This is a genomic window from Enterobacter sp. K510, from assembly GCF_055804875.1.
This window is the reverse complement of the sequence record NZ_JBNRLQ010000006.1, coordinates 16,664-39,738: the sequence shown is the minus strand read 5'-3', so window position 1 is coordinate 39,738 and position 23,075 is coordinate 16,664. Positions and strand designations below refer to the sequence as shown.

21 protein-coding genes are annotated in these 23,075 nt (G+C 54.5%); 17 read left to right on the top strand and 4 right to left on the bottom strand.

The genetic code is table 11. From position 1 onward, the window contains the following. Positions 1-64: 64 nt before the first annotated feature. Positions 65-1,495 carry a serine endoprotease DegP gene (degP, locus tag ACQUTD_RS11750; protein WP_072570703.1) on the top strand — a complete coding sequence of 477 codons (1,431 nt, stop codon included), beginning with the start codon at positions 65-67 and terminating at the stop codon, positions 1,493-1,495. Between the two features lie 156 nt (positions 1,496-1,651). Further along, positions 1,652-2,809 carry a DNA-binding transcriptional regulator CdaR gene (gene cdaR / locus ACQUTD_RS11745; RefSeq protein WP_072570705.1) on the top strand — a complete coding sequence of 386 codons (1,158 nt, stop codon included), beginning with the start codon at positions 1,652-1,654 and terminating at the stop codon, positions 2,807-2,809. A 93-nt stretch (positions 2,810-2,902) separates the two neighbouring features. On the opposite strand, the gene ACQUTD_RS11740 is transcribed toward cdaR, so the two are convergent. From ACQUTD_RS11740 to map, 4 genes are all read right to left on the bottom strand, one after another. Then, complete coding sequence (locus ACQUTD_RS11740) at positions 2,903-3,292, bottom strand: DUF3461 family protein (protein ID WP_072570707.1); 390 nt, start codon at positions 3,290-3,292, stop codon at positions 2,903-2,905. A 121-nt stretch (positions 3,293-3,413) separates the two neighbouring features. Continuing rightward, a complete protein-coding gene (gene dapD, locus ACQUTD_RS11735) occupies positions 3,414-4,238 on the bottom strand; it encodes a 2,3,4,5-tetrahydropyridine-2,6-dicarboxylate N-succinyltransferase (RefSeq protein WP_072570709.1) in 825 nt (274 codons plus the stop codon). Between the two features lie 32 nt (positions 4,239-4,270). Further along, a complete protein-coding gene (glnD, locus tag ACQUTD_RS11730; RefSeq protein WP_473276165.1) occupies positions 4,271-6,943 on the bottom strand; it encodes a bifunctional uridylyltransferase/uridylyl-removing protein GlnD in 2,673 nt (890 codons plus the stop codon). Between the two features lie 64 nt (positions 6,944-7,007). Further along, positions 7,008-7,802 carry a type I methionyl aminopeptidase gene (gene map / locus ACQUTD_RS11725; protein ID WP_318363901.1) on the bottom strand — a complete coding sequence of 265 codons (795 nt, stop codon included), beginning with the start codon at positions 7,800-7,802 and terminating at the stop codon, positions 7,008-7,010. Between the two features lie 310 nt (positions 7,803-8,112). Here map and rpsB point away from each other — a divergent pair, with 310 nt between their 5' ends. From rpsB to rnhB, 15 genes are all read left to right on the top strand, one after another. Further along, positions 8,113-8,838, top strand: a complete 726-nt coding sequence (gene rpsB / locus ACQUTD_RS11720) for a 30S ribosomal protein S2 (RefSeq protein ID WP_072570714.1) — start codon at positions 8,113-8,115, stop codon at positions 8,836-8,838. Between the two features lie 136 nt (positions 8,839-8,974). After that, positions 8,975-9,826, top strand: coding sequence for a translation elongation factor Ts (tsf, locus tag ACQUTD_RS11715; protein ID WP_072570716.1), 852 nt, complete (start codon positions 8,975-8,977; stop codon positions 9,824-9,826). Between the two features lie 148 nt (positions 9,827-9,974). Next, complete coding sequence (gene pyrH / locus ACQUTD_RS11710) at positions 9,975-10,700, top strand: UMP kinase (protein WP_072570717.1); 726 nt, start codon at positions 9,975-9,977, stop codon at positions 10,698-10,700. A gap of 159 nt (positions 10,701-10,859) precedes the next feature. Continuing rightward, positions 10,860-11,417, top strand: coding sequence for a ribosome recycling factor (gene frr / locus ACQUTD_RS11705; protein WP_072570719.1), 558 nt, complete (start codon positions 10,860-10,862; stop codon positions 11,415-11,417). A gap of 93 nt (positions 11,418-11,510) precedes the next feature. Continuing rightward, on the top strand, positions 11,511-12,710 hold the full coding sequence (ispC, locus tag ACQUTD_RS11700) for a 1-deoxy-D-xylulose-5-phosphate reductoisomerase (RefSeq protein WP_318363903.1): 1,200 nt from the start codon (positions 11,511-11,513) through the stop codon (positions 12,708-12,710). Positions 12,711-12,896: 186 nt separating this feature from the next. After that, positions 12,897-13,655, top strand: coding sequence for a (2E,6E)-farnesyl-diphosphate-specific ditrans,polycis-undecaprenyl-diphosphate synthase (gene ispU / locus ACQUTD_RS11695; protein ID WP_072570720.1), 759 nt, complete (start codon positions 12,897-12,899; stop codon positions 13,653-13,655). A 12-nt stretch (positions 13,656-13,667) separates the two neighbouring features. Then, on the top strand, positions 13,668-14,525 hold the full coding sequence (gene cdsA / locus ACQUTD_RS11690; protein ID WP_072570722.1) for a phosphatidate cytidylyltransferase: 858 nt from the start codon (positions 13,668-13,670) through the stop codon (positions 14,523-14,525). 11 nt (positions 14,526-14,536) lie between these two features. Next, positions 14,537-15,889, top strand: coding sequence for a sigma E protease regulator RseP (gene rseP / locus ACQUTD_RS11685; RefSeq protein ID WP_072570723.1), 1,353 nt, complete (start codon positions 14,537-14,539; stop codon positions 15,887-15,889). A gap of 29 nt (positions 15,890-15,918) precedes the next feature. Continuing rightward, the gene (gene bamA, locus ACQUTD_RS11680; protein WP_072570725.1) at positions 15,919-18,336 is read left to right on the top strand and encodes an outer membrane protein assembly factor BamA; all 2,418 of its coding nucleotides are present in this window, start codon (positions 15,919-15,921) and stop codon (positions 18,334-18,336) included. Between the two features lie 106 nt (positions 18,337-18,442). Then, the gene (skp, locus tag ACQUTD_RS11675; protein ID WP_072570727.1) at positions 18,443-18,937 is read left to right on the top strand and encodes a molecular chaperone Skp; all 495 of its coding nucleotides are present in this window, start codon (positions 18,443-18,445) and stop codon (positions 18,935-18,937) included. Between the two features lie 3 nt (positions 18,938-18,940). Then, on the top strand, positions 18,941-19,966 hold the full coding sequence (lpxD, locus tag ACQUTD_RS11670) for a UDP-3-O-(3-hydroxymyristoyl)glucosamine N-acyltransferase (RefSeq protein WP_318375080.1): 1,026 nt from the start codon (positions 18,941-18,943) through the stop codon (positions 19,964-19,966). A 102-nt stretch (positions 19,967-20,068) separates the two neighbouring features. Then, a complete protein-coding gene (fabZ, locus tag ACQUTD_RS11665) occupies positions 20,069-20,524 on the top strand; it encodes a 3-hydroxyacyl-ACP dehydratase FabZ (protein WP_006173598.1) in 456 nt (151 codons plus the stop codon). A gap of 3 nt (positions 20,525-20,527) precedes the next feature. Next, entirely contained in the window at positions 20,528-21,316 is a 789-nt protein-coding gene (lpxA, locus tag ACQUTD_RS11660; RefSeq protein ID WP_318363905.1) for an acyl-ACP--UDP-N-acetylglucosamine O-acyltransferase, read from the top strand. Further along, a complete protein-coding gene (gene lpxB / locus ACQUTD_RS11655) occupies positions 21,316-22,461 on the top strand; it encodes a lipid-A-disaccharide synthase (protein ID WP_318363906.1) in 1,146 nt (381 codons plus the stop codon). The genes lpxA and lpxB overlap by 1 nt, the downstream gene beginning before the upstream one ends. After that, positions 22,458-23,054 (top strand): ribonuclease HII, encoded by a 597-nt coding sequence (gene rnhB / locus ACQUTD_RS11650; RefSeq protein WP_072570734.1) that lies wholly within the window; start codon positions 22,458-22,460, stop codon positions 23,052-23,054. Before lpxB ends, rnhB begins: the two co-directional genes overlap by 4 nt. The last annotated feature ends 21 nt before the right edge of the window (positions 23,055-23,075 follow it).

The window sequence follows — 23,075 nt, the reverse complement described above, 5'->3', positions numbered from 1 at the left end:
TAAAATGACTCTCACTGAAACAACACAGCCCTTTTGCGTAATCAGTAATCAGAGATTAAACAACATGAAAAAAACGACGTTAGCCATGAGTGCACTGGCATTAAGTTTAGGTTTAGCGCTTTCTCCGATGTCAGCTATGGCGGCTGAAACCGCGTCCTCCGCGCAGGCCGCCCAGCCGATGCCGAGTCTGGCGCCGATGCTGGAAAAAGTCATGCCATCGGTGGTGAGCATCAATGTGGAAGGCAGCACGACGGTGAACACGCCGCGTATGGGCCGTAACTTCCAGCAGTTCTTTGGTGACGATTCGCCGTTCTGCCAGGAAGGATCGCCGTTCCAGAGCTCGCCGTTCTGCCAGGGCGGCGCGCCGGGCGGATCTGACGGCGGTCAGCAACAAAAATTCATGGCGCTGGGTTCCGGCGTAATCATTGATGCCGCAAAAGGCTATGTCGTCACCAATAACCACGTGGTGGATAACGCCACCACCATTAAAGTGCAGCTGGGCGACGGGCGTAAATTCGACGCGAAAGTCGTGGGTAAAGATCCGCGCTCTGACCTGGCGCTGATCCAGATCCAGAGCCCGAAAAACCTGACGGCTATCAAACTTGCTGACTCCGACGCGCTGCGCGTGGGTGACTATACCGTGGCGATCGGTAACCCCTTTGGCCTGGGCGAAACCGTAACCTCGGGGATCGTTTCTGCGCTGGGACGTAGCGGCCTGAATGCGGAAAACTATGAAAACTTTATCCAGACGGATGCGGCCATTAACCGCGGTAACTCCGGTGGCGCGCTGGTGAACCTGAATGGTGAGCTGATCGGTATCAACACCGCGATCCTCGCGCCGGACGGCGGTAACATCGGTATCGGCTTTGCTATCCCGAGCAACATGGTGAAAAACCTGACCGCGCAGATGGTGCAGTACGGCCAGGTGCGTCGTGGTGAACTGGGTATTCTGGGAACAGAACTCAACTCTGAGCTGGCGAAAGCGATGAAAGTCGACGCTCAGCGCGGGGCCTTCGTCAGCCAGGTGATGCCGAACTCTTCCGCCGCGAAAGCGGGCATTAAAGCGGGCGATGTGATCACCACCCTGAACGGCAAGGCGATCAGCAGCTTTGCGGCGCTGCGTGCGGAAGTCGGCTCAATGCCAATCGGCAGCAAAGTCTCCCTTGGCCTGCTGCGTGACGGTAAGCCGGTGACCGTCAATCTGGAACTGCAACAGAGCAGCCAGAATCAGGTGGAATCCAGCACCGTCTTCAGCGGTATTGAAGGCGCGGAAATGAGCAACAAAGGCCAGGATCAGGGCGTCACCATCAGCAATGTGAAAGCCAATTCTCCGGCGGCCCGCATTGGCCTGAAAAAAGGCGACGTGATCATTGGCGCGAACCAGCAGCGTGTGAAAAATATCGCTGAACTGCGTAAGATCCTCGACAGCAAACCGTCGGTACTGGCGCTGAATATTCAGCGTGGCGATACCTCGCTGTATCTGCTGATGCAGTAATCCGCCGCTCCCTTCTCCGCCACGGAGAAGGGAGTTATCCCTCCGTTCTGTGAAGCTTTCCACAACTCCACACTTCTGATCCCGGCTCTGTGCATTTGCACAATGCGCGCCGCTATTATCTTTTCTATTCTGGAGCACTGCTTACGGGAGGGATAAATGGCTGGCTGGCATCTTGATACCAAAATGGCGCAGGACATCGTGTCACGCACGATGTGCATTATCGATACCAACATCAACGTGATGGATGCGCGTGGCCGGATCATCGGCAGTGGCGATCGGGAGCGTATTGGGGAATTGCACGAAGGCGCGCTGCTGGTGCTGTCTCAGGGTCGGGTGGTGGATATTGATGACGCCGTGGCGCGTCACCTGCACGGCGTGCGTCAGGGCATTAATCTGCCGCTGCGTCTGGAAGGGGAGATCGTCGGCGTTATCGGCCTTACCGGCGAGCCGGAGACGCTGCGCAAATATGGCGAGCTGGTGTGCATGACCGCCGAAATGATGCTTGAACAGTCCCGCCTGATGCATCTGTTAGCCCAGGACAGCCGCCTGCGCGAAGAGCTGGTCATGAACCTGATCCAGGCAGAAGAGCACACCCCGGCGCTGACCGAATGGGCGCAGCGTCTGGGCATCGATTTAAATCAGCCGCGCGTGGTGGCGGTGGTGGAAGTGGACAGCGGCCAGCTCGGCGTCGACAGCGCGATGGCGGAACTTCAGCAGCTGCAAAACGCCCTGACCACGCCGGAGCGGAATAACCTGATCGCCATTGTGTCGCTGACGGAGATGGTGGTGCTGAAACCGGCGCTCAATCAGTTTGGCCGCTGGGATGCGGAAGATCATCGCAAGCGGGTGGAACTGCTGATTTCGCGCATGAAAGAGAACGGGCAGTTGCGCTTTCGCGTGGCGCTCGGCAACTATTTTACCGGGCCGGGCAGCATCGCCCGGTCATATCGTACCGCGCGTACCACCATGATGGTGGGTAAACAGCGGATGCCGGAAAACCGCAGCTATTTTTATCAGGATTTGATGCTGCCGGTGCTGCTCGACAGTCTGCGCGGCGGCTGGCAGGCAAATGAACTCTCCCGTCCGCTGGCGCGTCTGAAAGCGATGGATAACAACGGGCTGCTCAGGCGTACGCTGACGGCCTGGTTCCGCCATAACGTGCAGCCGCTGGCGACGTCCAAAGCGCTGTTTATCCACCGTAATACGCTGGAATACCGGCTCAACCGCATCTCGGAATTAACAGGTTTAGATTTGGGGAATTTTGACGATCGGCTGCTGCTGTATGTGGCGTTGCAGCTGGATGAACAGCGTTAGATAAAATATGCCGGGTGGCGGCTGCGCCTTACCCGGCCTGTAAATTCGCATCCTTACAGACCCGGTAAGCGTGCGCCACCGGGCATGCAACGGTTATTTATTGCGGGTCAGCTTTTCCAGATCGGCTTCGATTTCACTGATCTTATTGGTCACGACCGATTCCAGATGACGCAGATCGTCTAGGATCTTACGCTTCAGGTCGACTTCCGTACGATCGCGCTGGCAGATCTGATCCAGCTCATCGATCACATAACGCAGGTTAGGGCTGATTTCCTGCACTTCTTTGTAGCCCTGGCCCACGCCATCCGCGACAATGGTTTTACGCTGGCGCGGGTATTTAAACTTCACGCTTTTCGCGAAAAACTCGCCTTTGTCCTTATGAAAATAGATTTTCAGAATATCGTTATTGGCTTCCTGACGGAGGCTGTAGCGATCGATTTCATCCGGATTGGTAATGCCTAAACTTTTCAGATTATCGTACATAGCGGTACCCTTAAGCTCAACATAACCTATGAATAATTAACGAAAAAATCTATCTTCGCCACTGCGTCGTGCAAAAAAGGCGGGGTGAGTCACCCTCTCCCTGAGGGGGAGAGGAGATACCTTAGTCGATCGTGCGCAGCAATTCGTTAATGCCTACTTTTCCGCGTGTTTTCGCATCTACTTTTTTCACAATCACCGCGCAGTACAGGCTGTAAGAGCCGTCTTTAGACGGCAGGTTGCCGGAGACAACAACCGAGCCTGCCGGCACGCGGCCATAATGCACTTCGCCGGTTTCGCGATCGTAAATACGGGTGCTCTGACCGATGTACACGCCCATCGAGATCACGGAACCTTCTTCCACGATAACGCCTTCCACCACTTCAGAACGTGCGCCAATGAAGCAGTTATCTTCAATGATAGTCGGGTTCGCCTGCAGTGGCTCAAGAACACCACCAATACCCACACCGCCGGAGAGGTGAACGTTCTTGCCAATCTGCGCGCAGGAACCCACCGTGGCCCAGGTATCCACCATGGTGCCTTCATCGACGTACGCGCCGATGTTGACATAGGACGGCATCAGCACGGTGTTACGGGCGATATAGGCACCCTGACGCACGGCCGCTGGCGGCACCACGCGGAAGCCTTCTTTCTGGAAGCGCGCTTCGTCGTAGTCGGCGAATTTCATCGGCACTTTGTCGAAGTAGCGGCTTTCAGCGCCCTCGATCACTTTGTTATCGTTAATGCGGAAAGAGAGCAGCACCGCTTTCTTCAGCCACTGGTGCGTAACCCACTGACCGTCAATTTTTTCTGCGACACGCAGCGCGCCGGAATCCAGCAGGGCAATAACCTGATTAACCGCTTCACGGGTAACGGTATCCACATTTGCCGGGGTGATGTCGGCACGGCGCTCGAAAGCGGTCTCAATAACATTCTGTAATTGCTGCATGTTTACTCTTTCCATCTGTATAAAAAAAATCGTTACCCTTTATCGTTTGGATTGAGGGCCGCTGTCAACCGTTGTTGCACTTCCTGCTGGAGCACATTATTAAGGCCACGCCGGTCCGCTGTGGCGATTATAAATAAATCTTCTACTCGCTCGCCAATTGTCGAAATTCTCGCCCCATGTAAGGAAATTCCCAGGTCTGCAAACACCTGGCCGACGCGGGCCAGAAGCCCAGGCTGATCGAGGGCGATCAGTTCGAGGAAGGATTTTCTGTCCGTGTGGGTCGGCAGGAAATTGACCTCGGTGTCGACGGTAAAATGGCGCAGTTTTGCCGGCTGTCGGCGAGGCTGCGGCGGTTGCCAGCTGTTCTGGGTGATCGCCTGCAGCAGACCAAAGCGAATGTCCTCATGGCGATCCGCCGCCAGCGGTTTGCCGTCCGGCTCCAGCACGATAAAGGTGTCCATCGCCATGCCGTCGCGGGTAGTGAAGATTTGCGCGTCATGCACGCTCAGGTTGCGGCGATCCAGCTCGGCGCAGACCGCGGCAAACAGGTAGGGGCGATCAGGACTCCAGATAAAGATTTCCGTGCCGCCGCGCGTGGCTTGCGGGCTGAGCAGGATCATCGGCTCGCTCAGATCGTGCTGCAACAGATTACGCGCGTGCCACGCCAGCTGATTTGGGCTATGGCGCACGAAATAGTTCGCCCGGCAGCGCGCCCAGATATGATGCAGCGCTTCTTCATTAATGTTGTCCATGCGCAACAGCGCCAGCGCCTGGATCTGATGATGGCGCACACGCTCGCGCATATCCGGGGTGTTTTGCATCCCACGGCGCAGTTGTTTTTCCGTGGCGAAGTACAGCTCGCGCAACAGGCTCTGCTTCCAGCTGTTCCACAGGGTTTCATTGGTGGCGCAAATGTCCGCCACCGTCAGGCAGACCAGGAAGCGCAGACGGTTTTCGGTCTGTACTTCTTCGGCGAACTGCTTAATGACTTCGGGATCCTGAATATCACGGCGCTGGGCGGTCACGGACATCAATAAGTGCTGGCGCACCAGCCAGGCGACCAGCTGCGTTTCCCGTGAGTTCAGACCGTGCAGTTCGGCGAACTTTAGTACATCCTGCGCGCCCAGCACTGAGTGATCGCCGCCGCGCCCTTTGGCGATATCGTGGAACAGGGCGGCAATCAGGATCAGCTCCGGATGCGACAGGCGCGGCCACAGCTCCACGCACAGCGGATGCTTCTGGCGCGTAGCCTCATCGGCAAAGCTTTCCAGCTTCAGCAGGACGCGGATGGTGTGCTCATCCACCGTATAGGCATGAAACAGATCGAACTGCATCTGGCCGACAATGTGCGACCACTGGGGCATATAGGCCCACAGCACGCTGTGGCGGTGCATCGGCAGCAGGCCACGGCTGACCGCGCCGGGGTGACGCAGCATGCTGAGAAACAGCGTGCGCGCTTCCGGGATAAAACAGAGCGGCTGCGTCAGATGACGACGGGCATGGCGCAAATGGCGCAGGGTGGTGGAGTAAATGCCGGTGATGCTGCTGTTGCGCACCATCATATAGAACATGCGCAGAATGGCCTGCGGCTCGCGGATAAACAGCGTCTCGTCCCGCAGATCGATAAGGGTGCCGCGCAGCTGAAACTCATCGTCAATGGCGCGCGGTTTCTCATCGGCAGTCAGCGCAAGGATAGCTTCGTCAAACAGTTGCAGCAGCATCTGATTCAGCTCGGTGACGCGACGGGTCACGCGATAGAAGTCTTTCATCATATGCTCGACCGGCTGGTTGCCGTCGCCGGAATAGTTCAGGCGCTGGGCGACGCTTAGCTGGCGGTCAAACAGCAGACGGTTATCGTAGCGGTTAAGCTCCAGATGCAGCGCAAAACGGATGCGCCACAGCAGATGCTGACATTCGTTCAGTTCGTTACGTTCGGCCTGGGTCAGAAAGCCGAAGCCAACCATTTCGTTTAAGGAGGTGGCGCCAAAATGACGGCGGGCGATCCACTGTAAGGTGTGGATGTCACGCAGGCCGCCGGGGCTGTTTTTGATGTCCGGCTCAAGGTTGTAACTGGTGCCGTGGTAGCGTTGATGGCGCTCGTTTTGCTCTTCAACTTTGGCGGCGAAGAATTTTTCCGACGGCCAGAAGCCATCGCTGAAAATATGCTTTTGCAGCTCCAGGAACAGCGCCACGTCGCCAATCAACAGCCGGGATTCAATCAGATTGGTGGCGACCGTCAGATCCGATAAGCCCTCCAGCAGGCACTCTTCCAGCGTGCGCACGCTGTGCCCGACTTCCAGCTTAATGTCCCACAGCAGGGTGAGCAGCTCGCCAATCTTTTGCGACTGCTCCTCTGAGAGCTTTTTACGGCTGAGGATCAGCAGATCGATATCTGACAGCGGATGCAGTTCGCCACGCCCGTAACCGCCCACCGCCACCAGCGCGGTGTCGGCGACCTCGCCAAACCCGTACTCCATCCACAGGCGCTGTAACAGCTGATCGATAAACTCGGTACGGGCCTCAATCAGTTGTTCGGCAGAAAGCCCGGCATCAAAGACCTCGCCCAGCCAGTGCTGGAAGGCGTCCAGCCGCGCTTTGATCCCGGCGCACGTCAGCTCTCCCGCAGGCCAGGCGTTAGGGTTTTCCGGCTGACCGGGCAGGGAAGGGGCCGTGTGACTGAACTGCTCGCAGAGGTTATGACTCATATCGCGCCCATTTATAAGAAAAAACTATCGCCATAAAAAAAGCCGGCAATCGCCGGCTTCTTCATCATTCGTTGTGCGAGAGTATCGCCGGGATGGTGTCATCCTTTCGTAACGTCAGAATTTCGCAGCCGTTATCCGTCACCACAATAGTATGCTCGTATTGTGCAGACAAGCTGCGATCTTTGGTTTTCACCGTCCAGCCGTCTTTCATGGTGCGAATGCGGTAATCGCCCGCGTTAACCATAGGCTCAACGGTAAAGGTCATACCGGCCTGCAACACCACGCCGCCGTCATCCGCATCATAGTGCAGCACCTGCGGTTCTTCGTGGAAGCCGCGACCGATGCCGTGCCCGCAATATTCGCGCACCACAGAGAAGCCTTCCGCTTCGACAAATTTCTGAATGGCGGCGCCCAGGCTGCGCAGACGAATGCCCGGCTTCACCAGGCGCAGGGCCAGATAGAGGCTCTCCTGGGTGATGCGGCATAAGCGCTCGCCCAGAATGGTCGGTTTGCCGACGATAAACATTTTGGAGGTGTCGCCGTGGTAATCATCTTTGATTACCGTGACGTCGATATTCACGATATCACCATCTTTCAGCAGTTTTTCGTCATCCGGAATGCCATGGCACACCACTTCATTAATAGAGATGCAGACAGATTTCGGGAAACCGTGATAGCCGAGGCAGGCAGACACCGCCTTCTGCTCATTGACGATATAATCGTTACAAATACGATCCAGCTCGCCGGTGCTGACGCCAGGTTTAACGAAAGGCTCGATCATTTCCAGCACGTCGGCAGCCAGACGGCCCGCCACGCGCATTTTTTCGATTTCTTCCGCAGTCTTAATAGAGATAGCCATTGATTCTGTCCATCGGGGTCGATCGGGTCGACCATAATTGTGTAAGTGGCGTCAATGGTATCAGCCTGACGCGCCGCCTGCCAGATTGGGAATGATTAAGCGCATCCGTCGCCAACAACTGTTGGTGTCACGGGCGTATTTATGGTATAAAGCGCGCCGGACTTCCGTTCCATTTTGGCACGTGAAGCCACAAATCTCACTTTGTGTAAATAACACACACGTATCGGCACATATTCCGGGGTGCCCTTCGGGGTCGGTAATATGGGATACGTGGAGGCATAACCCCAACTTTTATATAGAGGTTTTAATCATGGCAACTGTTTCCATGCGCGACATGCTCAAGGCTGGTGTTCACTTTGGTCACCAGACCCGTTACTGGAACCCGAAAATGAAGCCTTTCATCTTCGGCGCACGTAACAAAGTTCACATCATCAACCTTGAGAAAACTGTACCGATGTTCAATGAAGCCCTGGCTGAACTGAGCAAGATCTCTTCTCGTAAAGGTAAAATCCTTTTCGTTGGTACTAAACGCGCTGCAAGCGAAGCGGTGAAAGAAGCTGCTAACAGCTGCGACCAGTTCTTCGTGAACCATCGCTGGCTGGGCGGTATGCTGACTAACTGGAAAACCGTTCGTCAGTCCATCAAACGTCTGAAAGACCTGGAAACTCAGTCTCAGGACGGTACTTTCGAAAAGCTGACCAAGAAAGAAGCGCTGATGCGTACTCGTGAGCTTGAGAAACTGGAAAACAGCCTGGGCGGTATCAAAGACATGGGCGGCCTGCCGGACGCACTGTTTGTAATCGATGCTGACCACGAACACATTGCAATCAAAGAAGCAAACAACCTGGGCATCCCGGTGTTTTCTATCGTTGATACCAACTCCGATCCGGACGGCGTTGACTTCGTTATCCCGGGTAACGACGATGCAATCCGTGCTGTAACCCTGTACCTGAGCGCTGTTGCTGCAACCGTACGTGAAGGCCGTTCTCAGGATCTGGCTGCGCAGGCGGAAGAAAGCTTCGTAGAAGCTGAATAATAAGGCACGCTCCCCGGAGCCCTTATTAACCAGGTAGTATCGAGTTTGGTTAAGGGGCCTTTTTATGGCCCCTTTTTCACTTTTAAGCTGTTTGGTCATCACGACCAGGCAGATCAAATCTCCCGAGGATTTTAGAATGGCTGAAATTACCGCATCCCTGGTAAAAGAACTGCGCGAACGTACTGGCGCAGGCATGATGGACTGTAAAAAAGCGCTGACTGAAGCCAATGGCGACATCGAGCTGGCCATCGAAAACATGCGTAAATCTGGCGCGATCAAAGCGGCGAAAAAAGCAGGCAACGTAGCTGCTGACGGCGTGATCAAAACCAAAATCGACGGCAACTACGGTGTGATTCTGGAAGTTAACTGCCAGACTGACTTCGTTGCTAAAGACGGTGGTTTCCAGGCGTTCGCTGACAAAGTGCTGGATGCTGCAGTTGCTGGCAAAATCACTGACGTTGACGTGCTGAAAGCGCAGTTCGAAGAAGAGCGCGTTGCGCTGGTGGCAAAAATCGGTGAGAACATCAACATTCGCCGCGTTGCCGCTCTCGAAGGCGATGTGCTGGGCAGCTACCTGCACGGCGCGCGTATCGGCGTTCTGATTGCCGCGACCGGTGCTGACGAAGAACTGGTTAAGCAGCTGGCAATGCACGTTGCTGCAAGCAAGCCGGAATTCGTTAAGCCGGAAGACGTGTCTGCTGAAGTGGTAGAGAAAGAATACCAGGTACAGCTGGACATCGCCATGCAGTCTGGTAAGCCGAAAGAAATCGCAGAGAAAATGGTTGAAGGCCGCATGAAGAAATTCACCGGCGAAGTTTCTCTGACCGGTCAGCCGTTCGTTATCGATCCGAGCAAAACTGTTGCTCAGCTGCTGAAAGAGCACAACGCTGACGTAACTAACTTCATCCGCTTCGAAGTGGGCGAAGGCATCGAGAAAGTTGAGACTGACTTCGCAGCAGAAGTTGCTGCCATGTCCAAGCAGTCTTAATCACTAAAAGGAGCCGCCTGAGGGCGGCTTCTTTTTGTACCCCGCTTTAAAAAATCAGCAAAATACCTATGTTGTTCGTGCTGGTTTGCGACGTAATATGTCGCCTGAAATAACCCCTCTCAATCGTTGACAGTCTCAGGAAAGAATCATGGCTACCAATGCAAAACCCGTCTATAAACGCATTCTGCTTAAGCTTAGTGGCGAAGCGTTACAGGGCTCCGAAGGCTTCGGTATTGACGCAAGCATCCTCGACCGCATGGCACAGGAAATTAAAGAGCTGGTTGAATTAGGCATCCAGGTCGGTGTGGTGATTGGTGGTGGTAATCTTTTCCGTGGCGCAGGTCTGGCGAAAGCGGGTATGAATCGCGTAGTGGGCGACCACATGGGCATGCTGGCAACCGTAATGAATGGCCTGGCGATGCGTGACGCGCTCCACCGCGCCTATGTGAACGCCCGCCTGATGTCTGCAATTCCGTTGAATGGCGTGTGCGATAACTACAGCTGGGCGGAAGCGATCAGCCTGCTGCGTAATAACCGCGTGGTGATCCTCTCTGCCGGTACCGGCAACCCGTTCTTTACCACTGACTCCGCAGCCTGCCTGCGTGGTATCGAAATCGAAGCCGATGTGGTGCTGAAAGCCACCAAGGTTGACGGCGTGTTCTCTGCCGATCCGATGCAGGATCCGACCGCTACCCTGTACGATCAGCTGAGCTATGCTGATGTGCTGGATCGTGAACTCAAAGTCATGGATCTGGCGGCCTTTACCCTGGCCCGCGACCATAAACTGCCGATCCGCGTGTTCAACATGAACAAGCCGGGTGCGCTGCGCCGGGTGGTCATGGGTGAAAAAGAAGGCACTTTAATCACGGATTAATTTCCGTGAGCGCTAAATAAAGGTAAGATCCCGCTTTATTTAAAAGCGATTTTTATCAGACACTGTGACAGTGTATGAATGAAACGAGGCTATACTTAGCGCACCTTTCGGTGTGGCTATGTGTGGCCTGCCTGAGACAAGTTTTCAAGGATCCGTAACGTGATAAACGACATCAGAAAAGATGCTGAAGTACGCATGGAAAAATGCGTAGAAGCATTCAAAACCCAAATCAGCAAAGTGCGCACTGGCCGCGCTTCCCCGAGCCTGCTGGACGGGATCGTTGTGGAGTACTACGGTACCCCGACTCCGCTGCGTCAGCTGGCCAGCGTCACGGTTGAAGATTCACGTACGCTGAAAATCAACGTGTTCGACCGTTCCATGGGCCCGGCCGTTGAGAAAGCGATCATGGCATCCGATCTGGGTCTGAACCCGAACTCTGCCGGTAGCGACATTCGCGTTCCGCTGCCTGCGCTGACGGAAGAACGTCGTAAAGATCTGATCAAAGTGGTGCGTGGCGAAGCAGAAGGCGCGCGCGTTGCTGTACGTAACGTCCGTCGTGACGCGAACGATAAAGTGAAAGCGCTGCTGAAAGACAAAGCCATCAGCGAAGATGACGATCGTCGTTCACAGGAAGAAGTGCAGAAACAGACCGACGCGGCGATTAAAAAAATCGATGCGGCGCTGGCGGATAAAGAAGCGGAACTGATGCAGTTCTGATCCTGCGCACATGATGACAACGCCGTACAGAAATCCACAGGGTTTGCTGGCGGCGTTTTGCTTTCTATCCTCCAAAATTACGCCGGGCGTCTGATGAAGCAATTAACCCTCCTTGGCTCAACCGGATCTATTGGTTGCAGCACCCTTGATGTGGTTCGCCACAATCCTGAAACCTTCGCGGTGACGGCGCTCGTGGCCGGTAAAAACGTGGCGCGGATGGTCGAACAGTGCCTCGAATTCTCACCGCGCTATGCGGTGATGGATGATGACGCCTGCGCCCGTCAGTTGAAAGCCGCGCTGGCGCAGCACGGCAGCCGTACCGAGGTGCTTAGCGGTCAGCAGGCGGCCTGTGACATGGCCGCGCTGGATGAGGTTGATCAGGTGATGGCGGCCATCGTCGGGGCGGCAGGGCTTCTGCCGACGCTGGCGGCTATTCGTGCCGGTAAAACCGTGCTGCTTGCCAATAAAGAGTCGCTGGTGACCTGTGGACGGCTGTTTATGGAGGCCGTGAAGCACAGCGGCGCGCAGCTTTTGCCGGTGGACAGCGAACATAACGCTATTTTTCAGAGTTTACCGCAACCTTTCCAGCACAACCTGGGGTACGCTGATCTGGAGCAGAACGGCGTGATGTCGATTCTGCTTACCGGGTCTGGTGGCCCATTTCGCGAAACGCCGCTGTCTGAACTGGCTGCAATGACGCCCGATCAGGCCTGTCGCCATCCGAACTGGTCAATGGGACGTAAGATCTCCGTTGATTCAGCCACCATGATGAACAAGGGTCTGGAATACATTGAAGCACGCTGGTTATTTAATGCCTCCGCCGATCAGATGGAAGTGCTGATCCACCCGCAGTCGGTGATCCACTCCATGGTACGTTATCTGGATGGCAGCGTGTTAGCGCAGCTGGGCGAGCCGGATATGCGCACGCCGATAGCCCATACGATGGCCTGGCCTAATCGTGTGGTCTCAGGCGCGAAGCCGCTGGATTTCAGTACGCTGAGTGCACTGACGTTCTGCGCGCCTGATTACGATCGCTATCCTTGCCTGAAGCTGGCAATGGACGCGTTTGAGCAGGGGCAGGCGGCAACCACAGCGCTGAATGCGGCAAACGAAGTGACGGTCGCGGCCTTCCTGGACTCGGCTATTCGCTTTACCGACATTGCTGCCCTGAATCTGTCTGTGCTTGAGAAGATGGATTTGCGCGAACCGCAAAGTATCGATGATGTACTGGCTGTTGATAAACTTGCGCGTGATGTTGCACAAAAACAAGTGACGCAACTCGCAAGCTGGTGATATTACAGCCACTCGTGGTTGTGCTATTTGTTAGCGTATTACTTCAGTGATATAGTCTGCGCCACCTGATCGTGGGGCTTTTGTCCTTTCAGGTCAGGTAAGCCGTGGTTTTACACGGCTTTTTTATGTAAAGGCTTCAGTATTCCTGGCTACCGCTAAATCCTTTTCAGGGACTAATAACGCGTTATGTTGTCTGCTAATCAACCATTAAGCGAGAATTTGCCAGCGCATGGCTGCCGTCATGTTGCGATAATTATGGATGGCAATGGTCGCTGGGCGAAAAGACAAGGGAAATTACGGGCTTTTGGTCATAAAGCCGGAGCCAAGTCTGTTCGTCGTGCGGTTTCGTTTGCTGCGAATAACGGCATCGATGCATTGACGCTGTACGCTTTTAGTAGTGAAAACTGGAACCGGCCAGCGCAGGAAGTCAGCGCGCTGATGGAACTGTTCGTGTGGGCGCTGGATAGCGAAGTAAAAAGCCTGCACCGCCATAATGTGCGTCTGCACGTCATCGGCGACACCAGCCGTTTTAACGCCCGTTTGCAGGAACGGATCCGTAAAGCTGAGGCCCTGACGGCACAGAATACGGGGCTGACGCTGAATATTGCAGCGAACTATGGCGGGCGTTGGGATATTATTCAGGGAGTACAGCATTTAGCTGCTCAGGTCCAGGAAGGGCTGTTGCGCCCCGACCAGATTGATGAAGACGCGCTGAGTAAGCAAATCTGCATGCATGAACTGGCTCCCGTAGATTTAGTAATTAGGACAGGGGGAGAACATCGCATAAGTAACTTTTTGTTGTGGCAAATTGCCTATGCCGAACTTTACTTTACTGATGTTCTTTGGCCTGATTTCGATGAACAAGACTTTGAAGGTGCGCTGCATGCCTTTGCCAATCGAGAGCGTCGTTTCGGCGGCACCGAGCCTGGTGGCGACGAAGCCTGATGGGGGTAGCTTTTGCTGAAGTATCGCCTGATTTCTGCTTTTGTATTAATCCCTGTGGTTATCGCGGCGCTGTTCTTACTGCCGCCGGTGGGATTTGCTATTGTCACTATCGCCGTATGCATGCTTGCCGCATGGGAGTGGGGGCAGTTTAGCGGTTTCACGTCCCGGAACGCGCGGGTATGGCTGGCGGTATTGTGCGGGCTGCTGCTTGCGGGCTGGCTGTTACTGATGCCGGAATACCATTACAACGTCCGCCAACCGCTGGTTGAAGGCGCGCTGTGGGCATCCTTAGGCTGGTGGATTGCCGCGCTGCTGCTGGTGCTGTTTTATCCGGCGTCGGCCAGCCTGTGGCGACATTCAAAAGCGCTACGTCTCGTGTTCGGTATTCTCACCATTGTGCCGTTCTTCTGGGGAATGCTGACGCTGCGCGCCTGGCACTATGACGATAACCACTACAGCGGCGCGCTGTGGCTGCTGTATGTCATGATCCTCGTATGGGGCGCAGACTCCGGCGCATACATGTTTGGTAAACTGTTCGGCAAGCATAAACTGGCGCCGAAAGTATCGCCGGGCAAAACCTGGCAGGGGTTTATTGGCGGTTTATTTACGGCCGCGGTAATATCCTGGGGCTATGGCGTGTGGGCAAATCTGGACGTTGCGCCTTCCACGCTGCTGGTGTGCTCAATTGTCGCAGCGCTTGCCTCTGTACTCGGTGATTTAACGGAAAGTATGTTTAAGCGTGAAGCCGGTATCAAAGATAGCGGTAACCTTATTCCAGGACACGGCGGTATACTTGATCGCATAGATAGCCTGACAGCGGCGGTGCCGGTGTTTGCCTGTCTGTTATTGCTGGTATTCAGGACGATTTAACGGAAGATTATATGCTGAGTATTCTCTGGAATCTGGCGGCGTTCATTGTTGCGCTGGGCGTGCTGATCACGGTGCATGAATTTGGCCATTTCTGGGTTGCTCGTCGTTGTGGTGTGCGGGTAGAGCGTTTTTCCATCGGTTTTGGTAAAGCGCTCTGGCGTCGCACCGATAAGCAGGGTACGGAATTCGTTATCGCGCTTATCCCTCTTGGCGGTTACGTTAAAATGCTGGATGAGCGCGTAGAGCCGGTGATCCCGGAACTGCGCCATACCGCATTTAACAACAAAACCGTCGGGCAGCGTGCTGCCGTCATTGCTGCGGGTCCCGTAGCCAATTTCCTCTTTGCTATCGTCGCTTACTGGCTGGTGTTTATCATCGGCGTGCCTGGCGTACGCCCGGTAATCGGTGAAATAACACCCAACTCAATCGCCGCCAGCGCGCAAATTACGCCCGGCACGGAACTTAAAGCGATTGATGGTATCGAAACGCCTGACTGGGATGCTGTGCGTTTGCAACTGGTGTCCAAAATCGGCGATGCGCAGACTACAATCAGCGTGGCCCCCTTTGGTACTGACAGCCGTCAGAACAAGACGCTGGATTTACGCGACTGGGCGTTTGAGCCTGACCGCGAAGATCCGGTCGCCTCGCTCGGCATTCAGCCACGCGGTCCGCAGATTGAACCGGTACTGGCGCAAGTGCAGGCTGACTCCGCTGCAAGTAAAGCAGGTTTGCAAGCAGGCGACAGGATCGTTAAAGTCGATGGTCAGCAGTTAACGCAGTGGATGACCTTTGTCACCCTTGTCCGGGATAATCCCGGCACGCCGTTAGCACTGGATATCGAAAGACAGGGCAGCCCCTTGTCTTTGACACTGATACCAGATACAAAACCGGGTAGCGGCAAGGACGAAGGGTTTGCAGGCGTGGTGCCTAAAATTATCCCGCTGCCTGACGAGTACAAGACAGTACGCCAGTACGGACCATTCAGCGCCATCGTTGAAGCCACGGATAAAACCTGGCAATTGATGAAGCTGACGGTCAGTATGCTGGGGAAATTGATAACCGGTGATGTCAAACTGAACAACCTCAGTGGGCCGATTTCTATCGCCCAGGGGGCTGGGATGTCAGCAGAATTTGGGTTGATTTACTATCTGATGTTCCTCGCTCTTATCAGCGTGAACCTTGGGATCATCAACCTGTTCCCGCTTCCTGTTCTGGACGGGGGGCACCTGCTGTTTTTAGCGATTGAAAAGCTAAAGGGCGGACCGGTATCCGAGCGAGTTCAAGACTTTAGTTACCGCATTGGCTCGATTTTGCTGGTGTTGTTAATGGGGCTTGCACTTTTCAATGATTTCTCTCGGTTATGAGAGCTAGTTAGGAAGAACGCATAATAACGATGGCGATGAAAAAGTTGCTCATAGCGTCGCTGCTGTTTAGCAGCGCCACCGTATACGGTGCTGATGGATTCGTAGTGAAGGACATTCATTTCGAAGGCCTTCAGCGTGTCGCCGTTGGTGCGGCCCTCCTCAGTATGCCAGTCCGTCAGGGCGATACGGTTAATGATGAAGATATCAGTAATACCATTCGTGCGTTGTTTGCCACTGGCAACTTCGAGGACGTCCGCGTCCTGCGTGATGGCGATACCCTTCTTGTACAGGTGAAAGAACGTCCGACTATCGCCAGCATCACTTTCTCTGGGAACAAATCAGTGAAAGATGACATGCTGAAACAGAACCTTGAGGCTTCTGGCGTGCGTGTTGGCGAATCCCTGGATCGCACCACCCTTTCCGATATCGAAAAAGGGCTGGAGGATTTCTACTACAGCGTCGGTAAGTACAGCGCCAGCGTAAAAGCGGTCGTCACGCCGCTGCCGCGTAACCGTGTTGACCTGAAACTGGTCTTCCAGGAAGGCGTCTCGGCGAAGATCCAGCAGATCAACATTGTTGGTAACCACGCCTTCAGCACCGAAGAGTTGATCTCAACCTTCCAGCTGCGTGATGAAGTGCCATGGTGGAACGTGGTAGGCGATCGTAAATACCAGAAACAGAAACTGGCGGGCGATCTGGAAACCCTGCGCAGCTACTATCTGGATCGTGGCTATGCCCGTTTCAACATTGATTCGACGCAGGTCAGCCTGACGCCGGATAAAAAAGGCATCTACATTACCGTAAACGTCACCGAAGGCGATCAGTACAAGCTTTCCGGCGTGGAGGTCAGCGGTAATCTGGCAGGTCACTCTGCCGAGATTGAAAGCCTGACCAAAATTGAGCCGGGCGAGCTGTATAACGGCACCAAAGTGACCAAAATGGAAGACGATATTAAAAAGCTTCTTGGTCGCTATGGTTATGCTTACCCGCGCGTACAGTCGCAGCCTGAAATCAACGACACGGATAAAACCGTTAAGCTGCATGTCAACGTTGATGCCGGTAACCGCTACTACGTTCGTAAAATTCGCTTTGAAGGTAACGACACCTCGAAGGATGCCGTTCTGCGTCGCGAAATGCGTCAGATGGAAGGGGCATGGCTGGGCAGCGATCTGGTTGACCAGGGTAAAGAGCGTCTGAACCGTCTCGGTTACTTCGAAACGGTGGATACCGATACCCAGCGTATTCCTGGCAGCCCGGATCAGGTGGACGTCGTTTATAAAGTTAAAGAGCGTAACACCGGTAGCTTCAACTTCGGTGTCGGCTACGGTACGGAAAGCGGCGTTAGCTTCCAGGTCGGCGTGCAGCAGGATAACTGGTTAGGCACCGGCTATTCCGTTGGCATCAACGGCACGAAAAACGATTACCAGACCTACTCTGAGTTCTCGATCACCAACCCGTACTTCACCGTTGATGGTGTGAGTCTGGGCGGTCGTATCTTCTATAACGACTTCGAAGCAGATGACGCTGACCTCTCCTCGTATACCAACAAGAGCTACGGCGTTGACGGTACACTGGGCTTCCCGATCAACGAGTACAACACGTTGCGTCTGGGCTTAGGTTATGTGCATAACGATTTGTCCAATATGGAACCTCAGGTCGCCATGTGGCGTTATCTTGACTCCATCGGCCAGAGCGCCAGTACGCAGGATGATGACAACGGCTTCGCGGCCGATGACTTCACCTTTAACTATGGCTGGACCTATAACAGACTCGACCGCGGCTACTTCCCGACGGAAGGTTCGCGCGTCAACCTGAACGGTAAAGTCACGGTGCCAGGCTCCGATAACGAGTTCTACAAAGTCACGCTGGATACGGCTTCATACTTCCCGATTGATGATGACCACAAGTGGGTCGTTCTGGGTCGTACCAAGTGGGGTTACGGCGATGGCCTGGGCGGCAAAGAGATGCCGTTCTATGAGAACTTCTATGCCGGTGGCTCCAGCAGCGTACGTGGCTTCCAGTCCAATAACATTGGTCCGAAAGCGGTGTACTACGGCGGTAACGGCCAGGATAACTGTGATAACAACGTAGCAGGCTCTGTCTGTAACTCTGATGATGCTGTGGGCGGTAACGCCATGGGCGTCGCCAGCCTGGAATTCATCACGCCGACGCCGTTCATCAGCGACAAGTATGCTAATTCTGTTCGTACCTCCTTCTTCTGGGATGCAGGTACCGTCTGGGATACGAACTGGGAAGACACCGCGCAGATGAAAGCGATTGGTGTGCCTGATTACAGTGACCCGAGCAATATTCGTATGTCTGCCGGTATCGCACTACAATGGATGTCTCCATTGGGGCCGTTGGTCTTCTCTTACGCCCAGCCGTTTAAGAAGTACGATGGCGACAAAGCAGAGCAGTTCCAGTTTAACATCGGTAAAACCTGGTAACTGGTCTTTGCAAAGGACTGCAATAGCAGTGTAGCGTGACACGGTTTCGCCCTGTCACGCAAAGAATGGTACCTGCGGGTACATTTGGGATGGTAAGGAGTTTACAGTGAAAAAGTGGTTATTAGCGGCAGGTCTCGGTTTAGCGATGGCAACGTCCGCGCAGGCAGCAGACAAAATTGCAATCGTGAACATGGGCAACCTGTTCCAGCAGGTGGCACAGACAACTGGCGTTTCCAAAACGCTGGAAAATGAGTTCAAAGGCCGTGCCGGTGAACTTCAGAAAATGGAAACCGATCTGCAGTCTAAAATGCAGCGTTTGCAGCGTGATGGTTCTACCATGAAATCATCCGATCGTAGCAAGCTGGAAAAAGACGTAATGGCACAGCGCCAGACCTTCTCTCAGAAAGCACAAGCTTTTGAGCAGGATCGTCAGCGTCGTTCCAACGAAGAGCGCGGCAAACTGGTTAACCGTATCCAGGCGGCTGTGAAGAAAGTGGCTGACGACCAGAGCATCGATCTGGTGGTTGACGCAAATACCGTTGCTTACAACAGCAGTGATGTGAAAGACATTACCGCTGATGTGCTGAAACAGGTTAAATAAGTAATGCCTTCAATTCGACTGTCTGAATTAGCAGGGCAGTTGGATGCAGAATTACACGGTGATGGCGATATCGTCATCACCGGCGTTGCGTCCATGCAGTCTGCTAAAGCAGGTCAAATTACTTTCATGGTAAATCCAAAATACCGTGAACACCTGGCCGCCTGCCAGGCGTCTGCTGTCGTCATGACGCAGGACGATCTCCCTTACGCCAAAAGCGCGGCGCTGGTAGTGAAGAATCCCTACCTCACTTACGCGCGTATGGCCCAGATTCTTGATTCCACGCCGCAGCCGGCACAGAACATTGCGCAAAGCGCGGTGATTGATGCCTCGGCAACGCTGGGTCAAAACGTCTCCATCGGCGCGAACGCCGTTATCGAATCTGATGTGGTATTAGGCGATAACGTAGTGATTGGCGCGGGATGCTTCGTCGGGAAAAAGACTAAAATTGGCGCAGGCTCGCGTTTATGGGCCAACGTTACCGTTTACCATGAGATTGAGATCGGTGAGAATTGCCTGATCCAGTCCGGGACGGTGATCGGCGCGGACGGTTTTGGCTATGCCAACGATCGCGGCAACTGGGTTAAGATCCCGCAGCTCGGCCGGGTGATCATTGGCTCTCGCGTAGAGATCGGCGCCTGTACCACTATCGATCGTGGGGCGCTGGATGACACCATTATCGGTAATGGCGTCATTATTGATAATCAGTGCCAGATTGCACATAACGTTGTGATTGGCGACAATACCGCAGTCGCGGGTGGCGTCATCATGGCGGGCAGCCTGAAAATTGGCCGTTACTGTATGATTGGCGGTGCCAGCGTGATTAACGGTCATATGGAAATCTGCGACAAAGTCACCGTAACGGGTATGGGCATGGTGATGCGTCCGATTACTGAACCGGGCGTATACTCCTCCGGTATCCCGCTGCAACCCAACAAAGTGTGGCGCAAAACAGCAGCACTGGTGATGAACATTGATGATATGAGCAAGCGTCTTAAAGCCGTTGAGCGCAAGGTCAATCAACAAGACTAATAATTCATCCGTTTTACGCCCAAACTTCCCGGCCTGACGGCATTAGCTTGCCGCGGGCCGTGTTATTATTGCCATTAAGTATATTTAGACAGGAAGAGTATTTTGACTACTGACACTCATACTCTGCACATTGAAGAGATTTTAGAGCTTCTGCCGCACCGTTACCCGTTCTTGCTGGTCGATCGTGTGCTGGATTTTGAAGAAGGTCGTTTTCTGCGCGCAGTAAAAAATGTTTCGGTTAACGAGCCATTTTTCCAGGGGCATTTCCCTGGCAAACCTATTTTCCCGGGCGTCCTGATCCTGGAAGCCATGGCGCAGGCCACCGGTATTCTGGCGTTTAAAAGCGTTGGTAAACTGGAGCCAGGCGAGCTGTATTACTTTGCGGGCATCGATGAAGCGCGCTTTAAGCGCCCGGTCGTTCCTGGTGATCAGATGATCATGGAAGTGACGTTCGAAAAAACGCGTCGCGGCCTGACACGCTTTAAAGGCGTGGCTACGGTTGACGGCAAAGTTGTTTGTGAAGCTACTATGATGTGTGCACGTAGCCGGGAGGCCTGATACGTGATTGATAAAACCGCCTTTATTCATCCTACCGCCATTGTGGAAGACGGTGCCGTCATCGGCGCTAACGTTCATATTGGACCGTTTTGTCTTGTTGGACCCCATGTTGAAATTGGTGAGGGTACCGTACTGAAGTCTCATGTTGTGATTAATGGCCACACTGTTATTGGCCGTGACAACGAGATATATCAGTTCGCCACTATCGGTGAAGCAAACCAGGATTTGAAATACGCTGGTGAGCCGACCCGTGTAGAAGTGGGCGATCGTAACCGCATTCGCGAAAGCGTCACCATTCACCGTGGAACCGTTCAGGGTGGTGGATTGACGAAGGTGGGCAGCGACAACTTACTGATGGTTAACGCGCACGTTGCGCATGACTGTACCGTCGGGAATCGCTGTATTCTTGCTAACAATGCAACGCTTGCGGGCCACGTTTCGGTTGATGATTTTGCAATCATCGGCGGCATGACGGCTGTGCATCAGTTCTGCATTATTGGCGCTCACGTTATGGTCGGCGGTTGCTCCGGTGTGGCGCAGGACGTCCCGCCGTATGTAATTGCCCAGGGTAACCACGCCACGCCGTTCGGAGTCAACATCGAAGGGCTGAAGCGCCGTGGTTACAGCAAAGAGGCGCTGTTCGCTATCCGTAACGCTTACAAACTGCTGTACCGCAGTGGTAAGACGCTGGAAGAAGCGAAGCCGGAAATCGCCGCACTGGCGGAACAGCATCCGGAAGTGAAAGCGTTCACCGAGTTCTTCGAACGCTCAACCCGTGGTCTGATCCGTTAATGTCTGGTCGTCCTCTTACGATAGCCCTGGTCGCCGGAGAAACCTCCGGCGATATTCTTGGCGCAGGTCTTATTAAAGCGCTGAAAGCACGCCACCCTGACGCGCGTTTTGTTGGCGTCGCGGGGCCGCGTATGCAGGCCGAAGGTTGTGAAGCCTGGTACGAGATGGAAGAGCTGGCGGTGATGGGCATCGTGGAGGTGCTGGGTCGTTTGCGTCGTCTGCTGCATATTCGCGCCGATCTTACCCGCCGTTTTACCGACCTTAAGCCTGATGTGTTTGTCGGCATTGATGCGCCGGACTTCAACATCACGCTGGAAGGCAATCTTAAAAAGCAGGGGATCAAAACGATCCATTACGTCAGCCCGTCCGTCTGGGCCTGGCGCCAAAAACGCGTTTTCAAAATCGGCAGATCCACCAATCTGGTGCTGGCTTTTCTGCCTTTCGAAAAAGCGTTTTATGACCGGTTTAACGTGCCGTGTCGTTTTATCGGCCATACCATGGCGGACGCGATGCCGCTGGATCCCGATAAAAACGCGGCCCGCGATACGCTGGGCATCGCTCATGATGTGCATTGTCTGGCGTTGCTGCCCGGCAGCCGCGGGGCGGAAGTGGAAATGCTCAGCGCAGATTTCCTGAAAACCGCACAGATTCTGCGTAGCCACTATCCGGATCTTGAAGTGGTGGTGCCGCTGGTTAACGCGAAACGCCGCGAGCAGTTTGAGCGTATCAAAGCGGATGTCGCGCCGGATTTGCGCGTGCATCTGCTGGATGGCATGGGTCGTGAGGCGATGGTCGCCAGCGATGCCGCGCTTCTGGCGTCCGGCACCGCCGCGCTGGAGTGCATGCTGGCGAAGTGCCCGATGGTGGTGGGTTATCGCATGAAGCCGTTCACCTTCTGGATCGCCAAACGCCTGGTAAAAACCGACTACGTGTCGCTGCCGAATCTGCTGGCCGGGCGTGAGCTGGTGAAAGAATTATTACAGGAAGAGTGCCAGCCGCAGGCGTTAGCCGACGCGCTGTTGCCCCTGCTCGCCAATGGCAAAACCAGCCATGCCATGCATGAGACATTCCGCGAACTGCATCAGCAGATCCGTTGCAATGCCGATGAACAAGCAGCCGATGCGGTGCTGGAGTTAGCGCAATGATGGAATTTATCTATCCGCACACCCGATTAGTGGCCGGTGTGGATGAAGTTGGCCGTGGCCCGCTGGTCGGCGCCGTGGTGACCGCGGCGGTGATCCTCGATCCGGCGCGCCCGATTGTGGGTCTGAATGACTCGAAAAAGTTATCGGAAAAGCGCCGTCTGGCGCTGTTTGATGAAATCAAAGACAAGGCGCTGAGCTGGAGCCTGGGCCGTGCCGAACCGCATGAAATTGACGAGCTGAATATTCTGCACGCCACCATGCTGGCGATGCAGCGTGCCGTGGCCGGGCTGCATATCGCCCCGGAATATGTCCTGATTGATGGCAACCGCTGTCCGGCGCTGCCGATGCCCTCCATGGCGGTCGTCAAAGGCGACAGCCGGGTCGCAGAAATCAGCGCGGCGTCTATTATTGCCAAAGTGACGCGCGATGCGGAAATGGCGGCGCTGGATCTGACTTTTCCTCAATATGGCTTTGCCCGGCACAAAGGGTATCCGACAGCCTTCCATCTGGAGCGGCTGGCGATGCACGGTGCGACAGAGCATCACCGGCGTAGCTTTGCGCCCGTAAAACGCGCACTGGGACTGGTGTCCTGATCCTTGCAGCACAATAAGTAA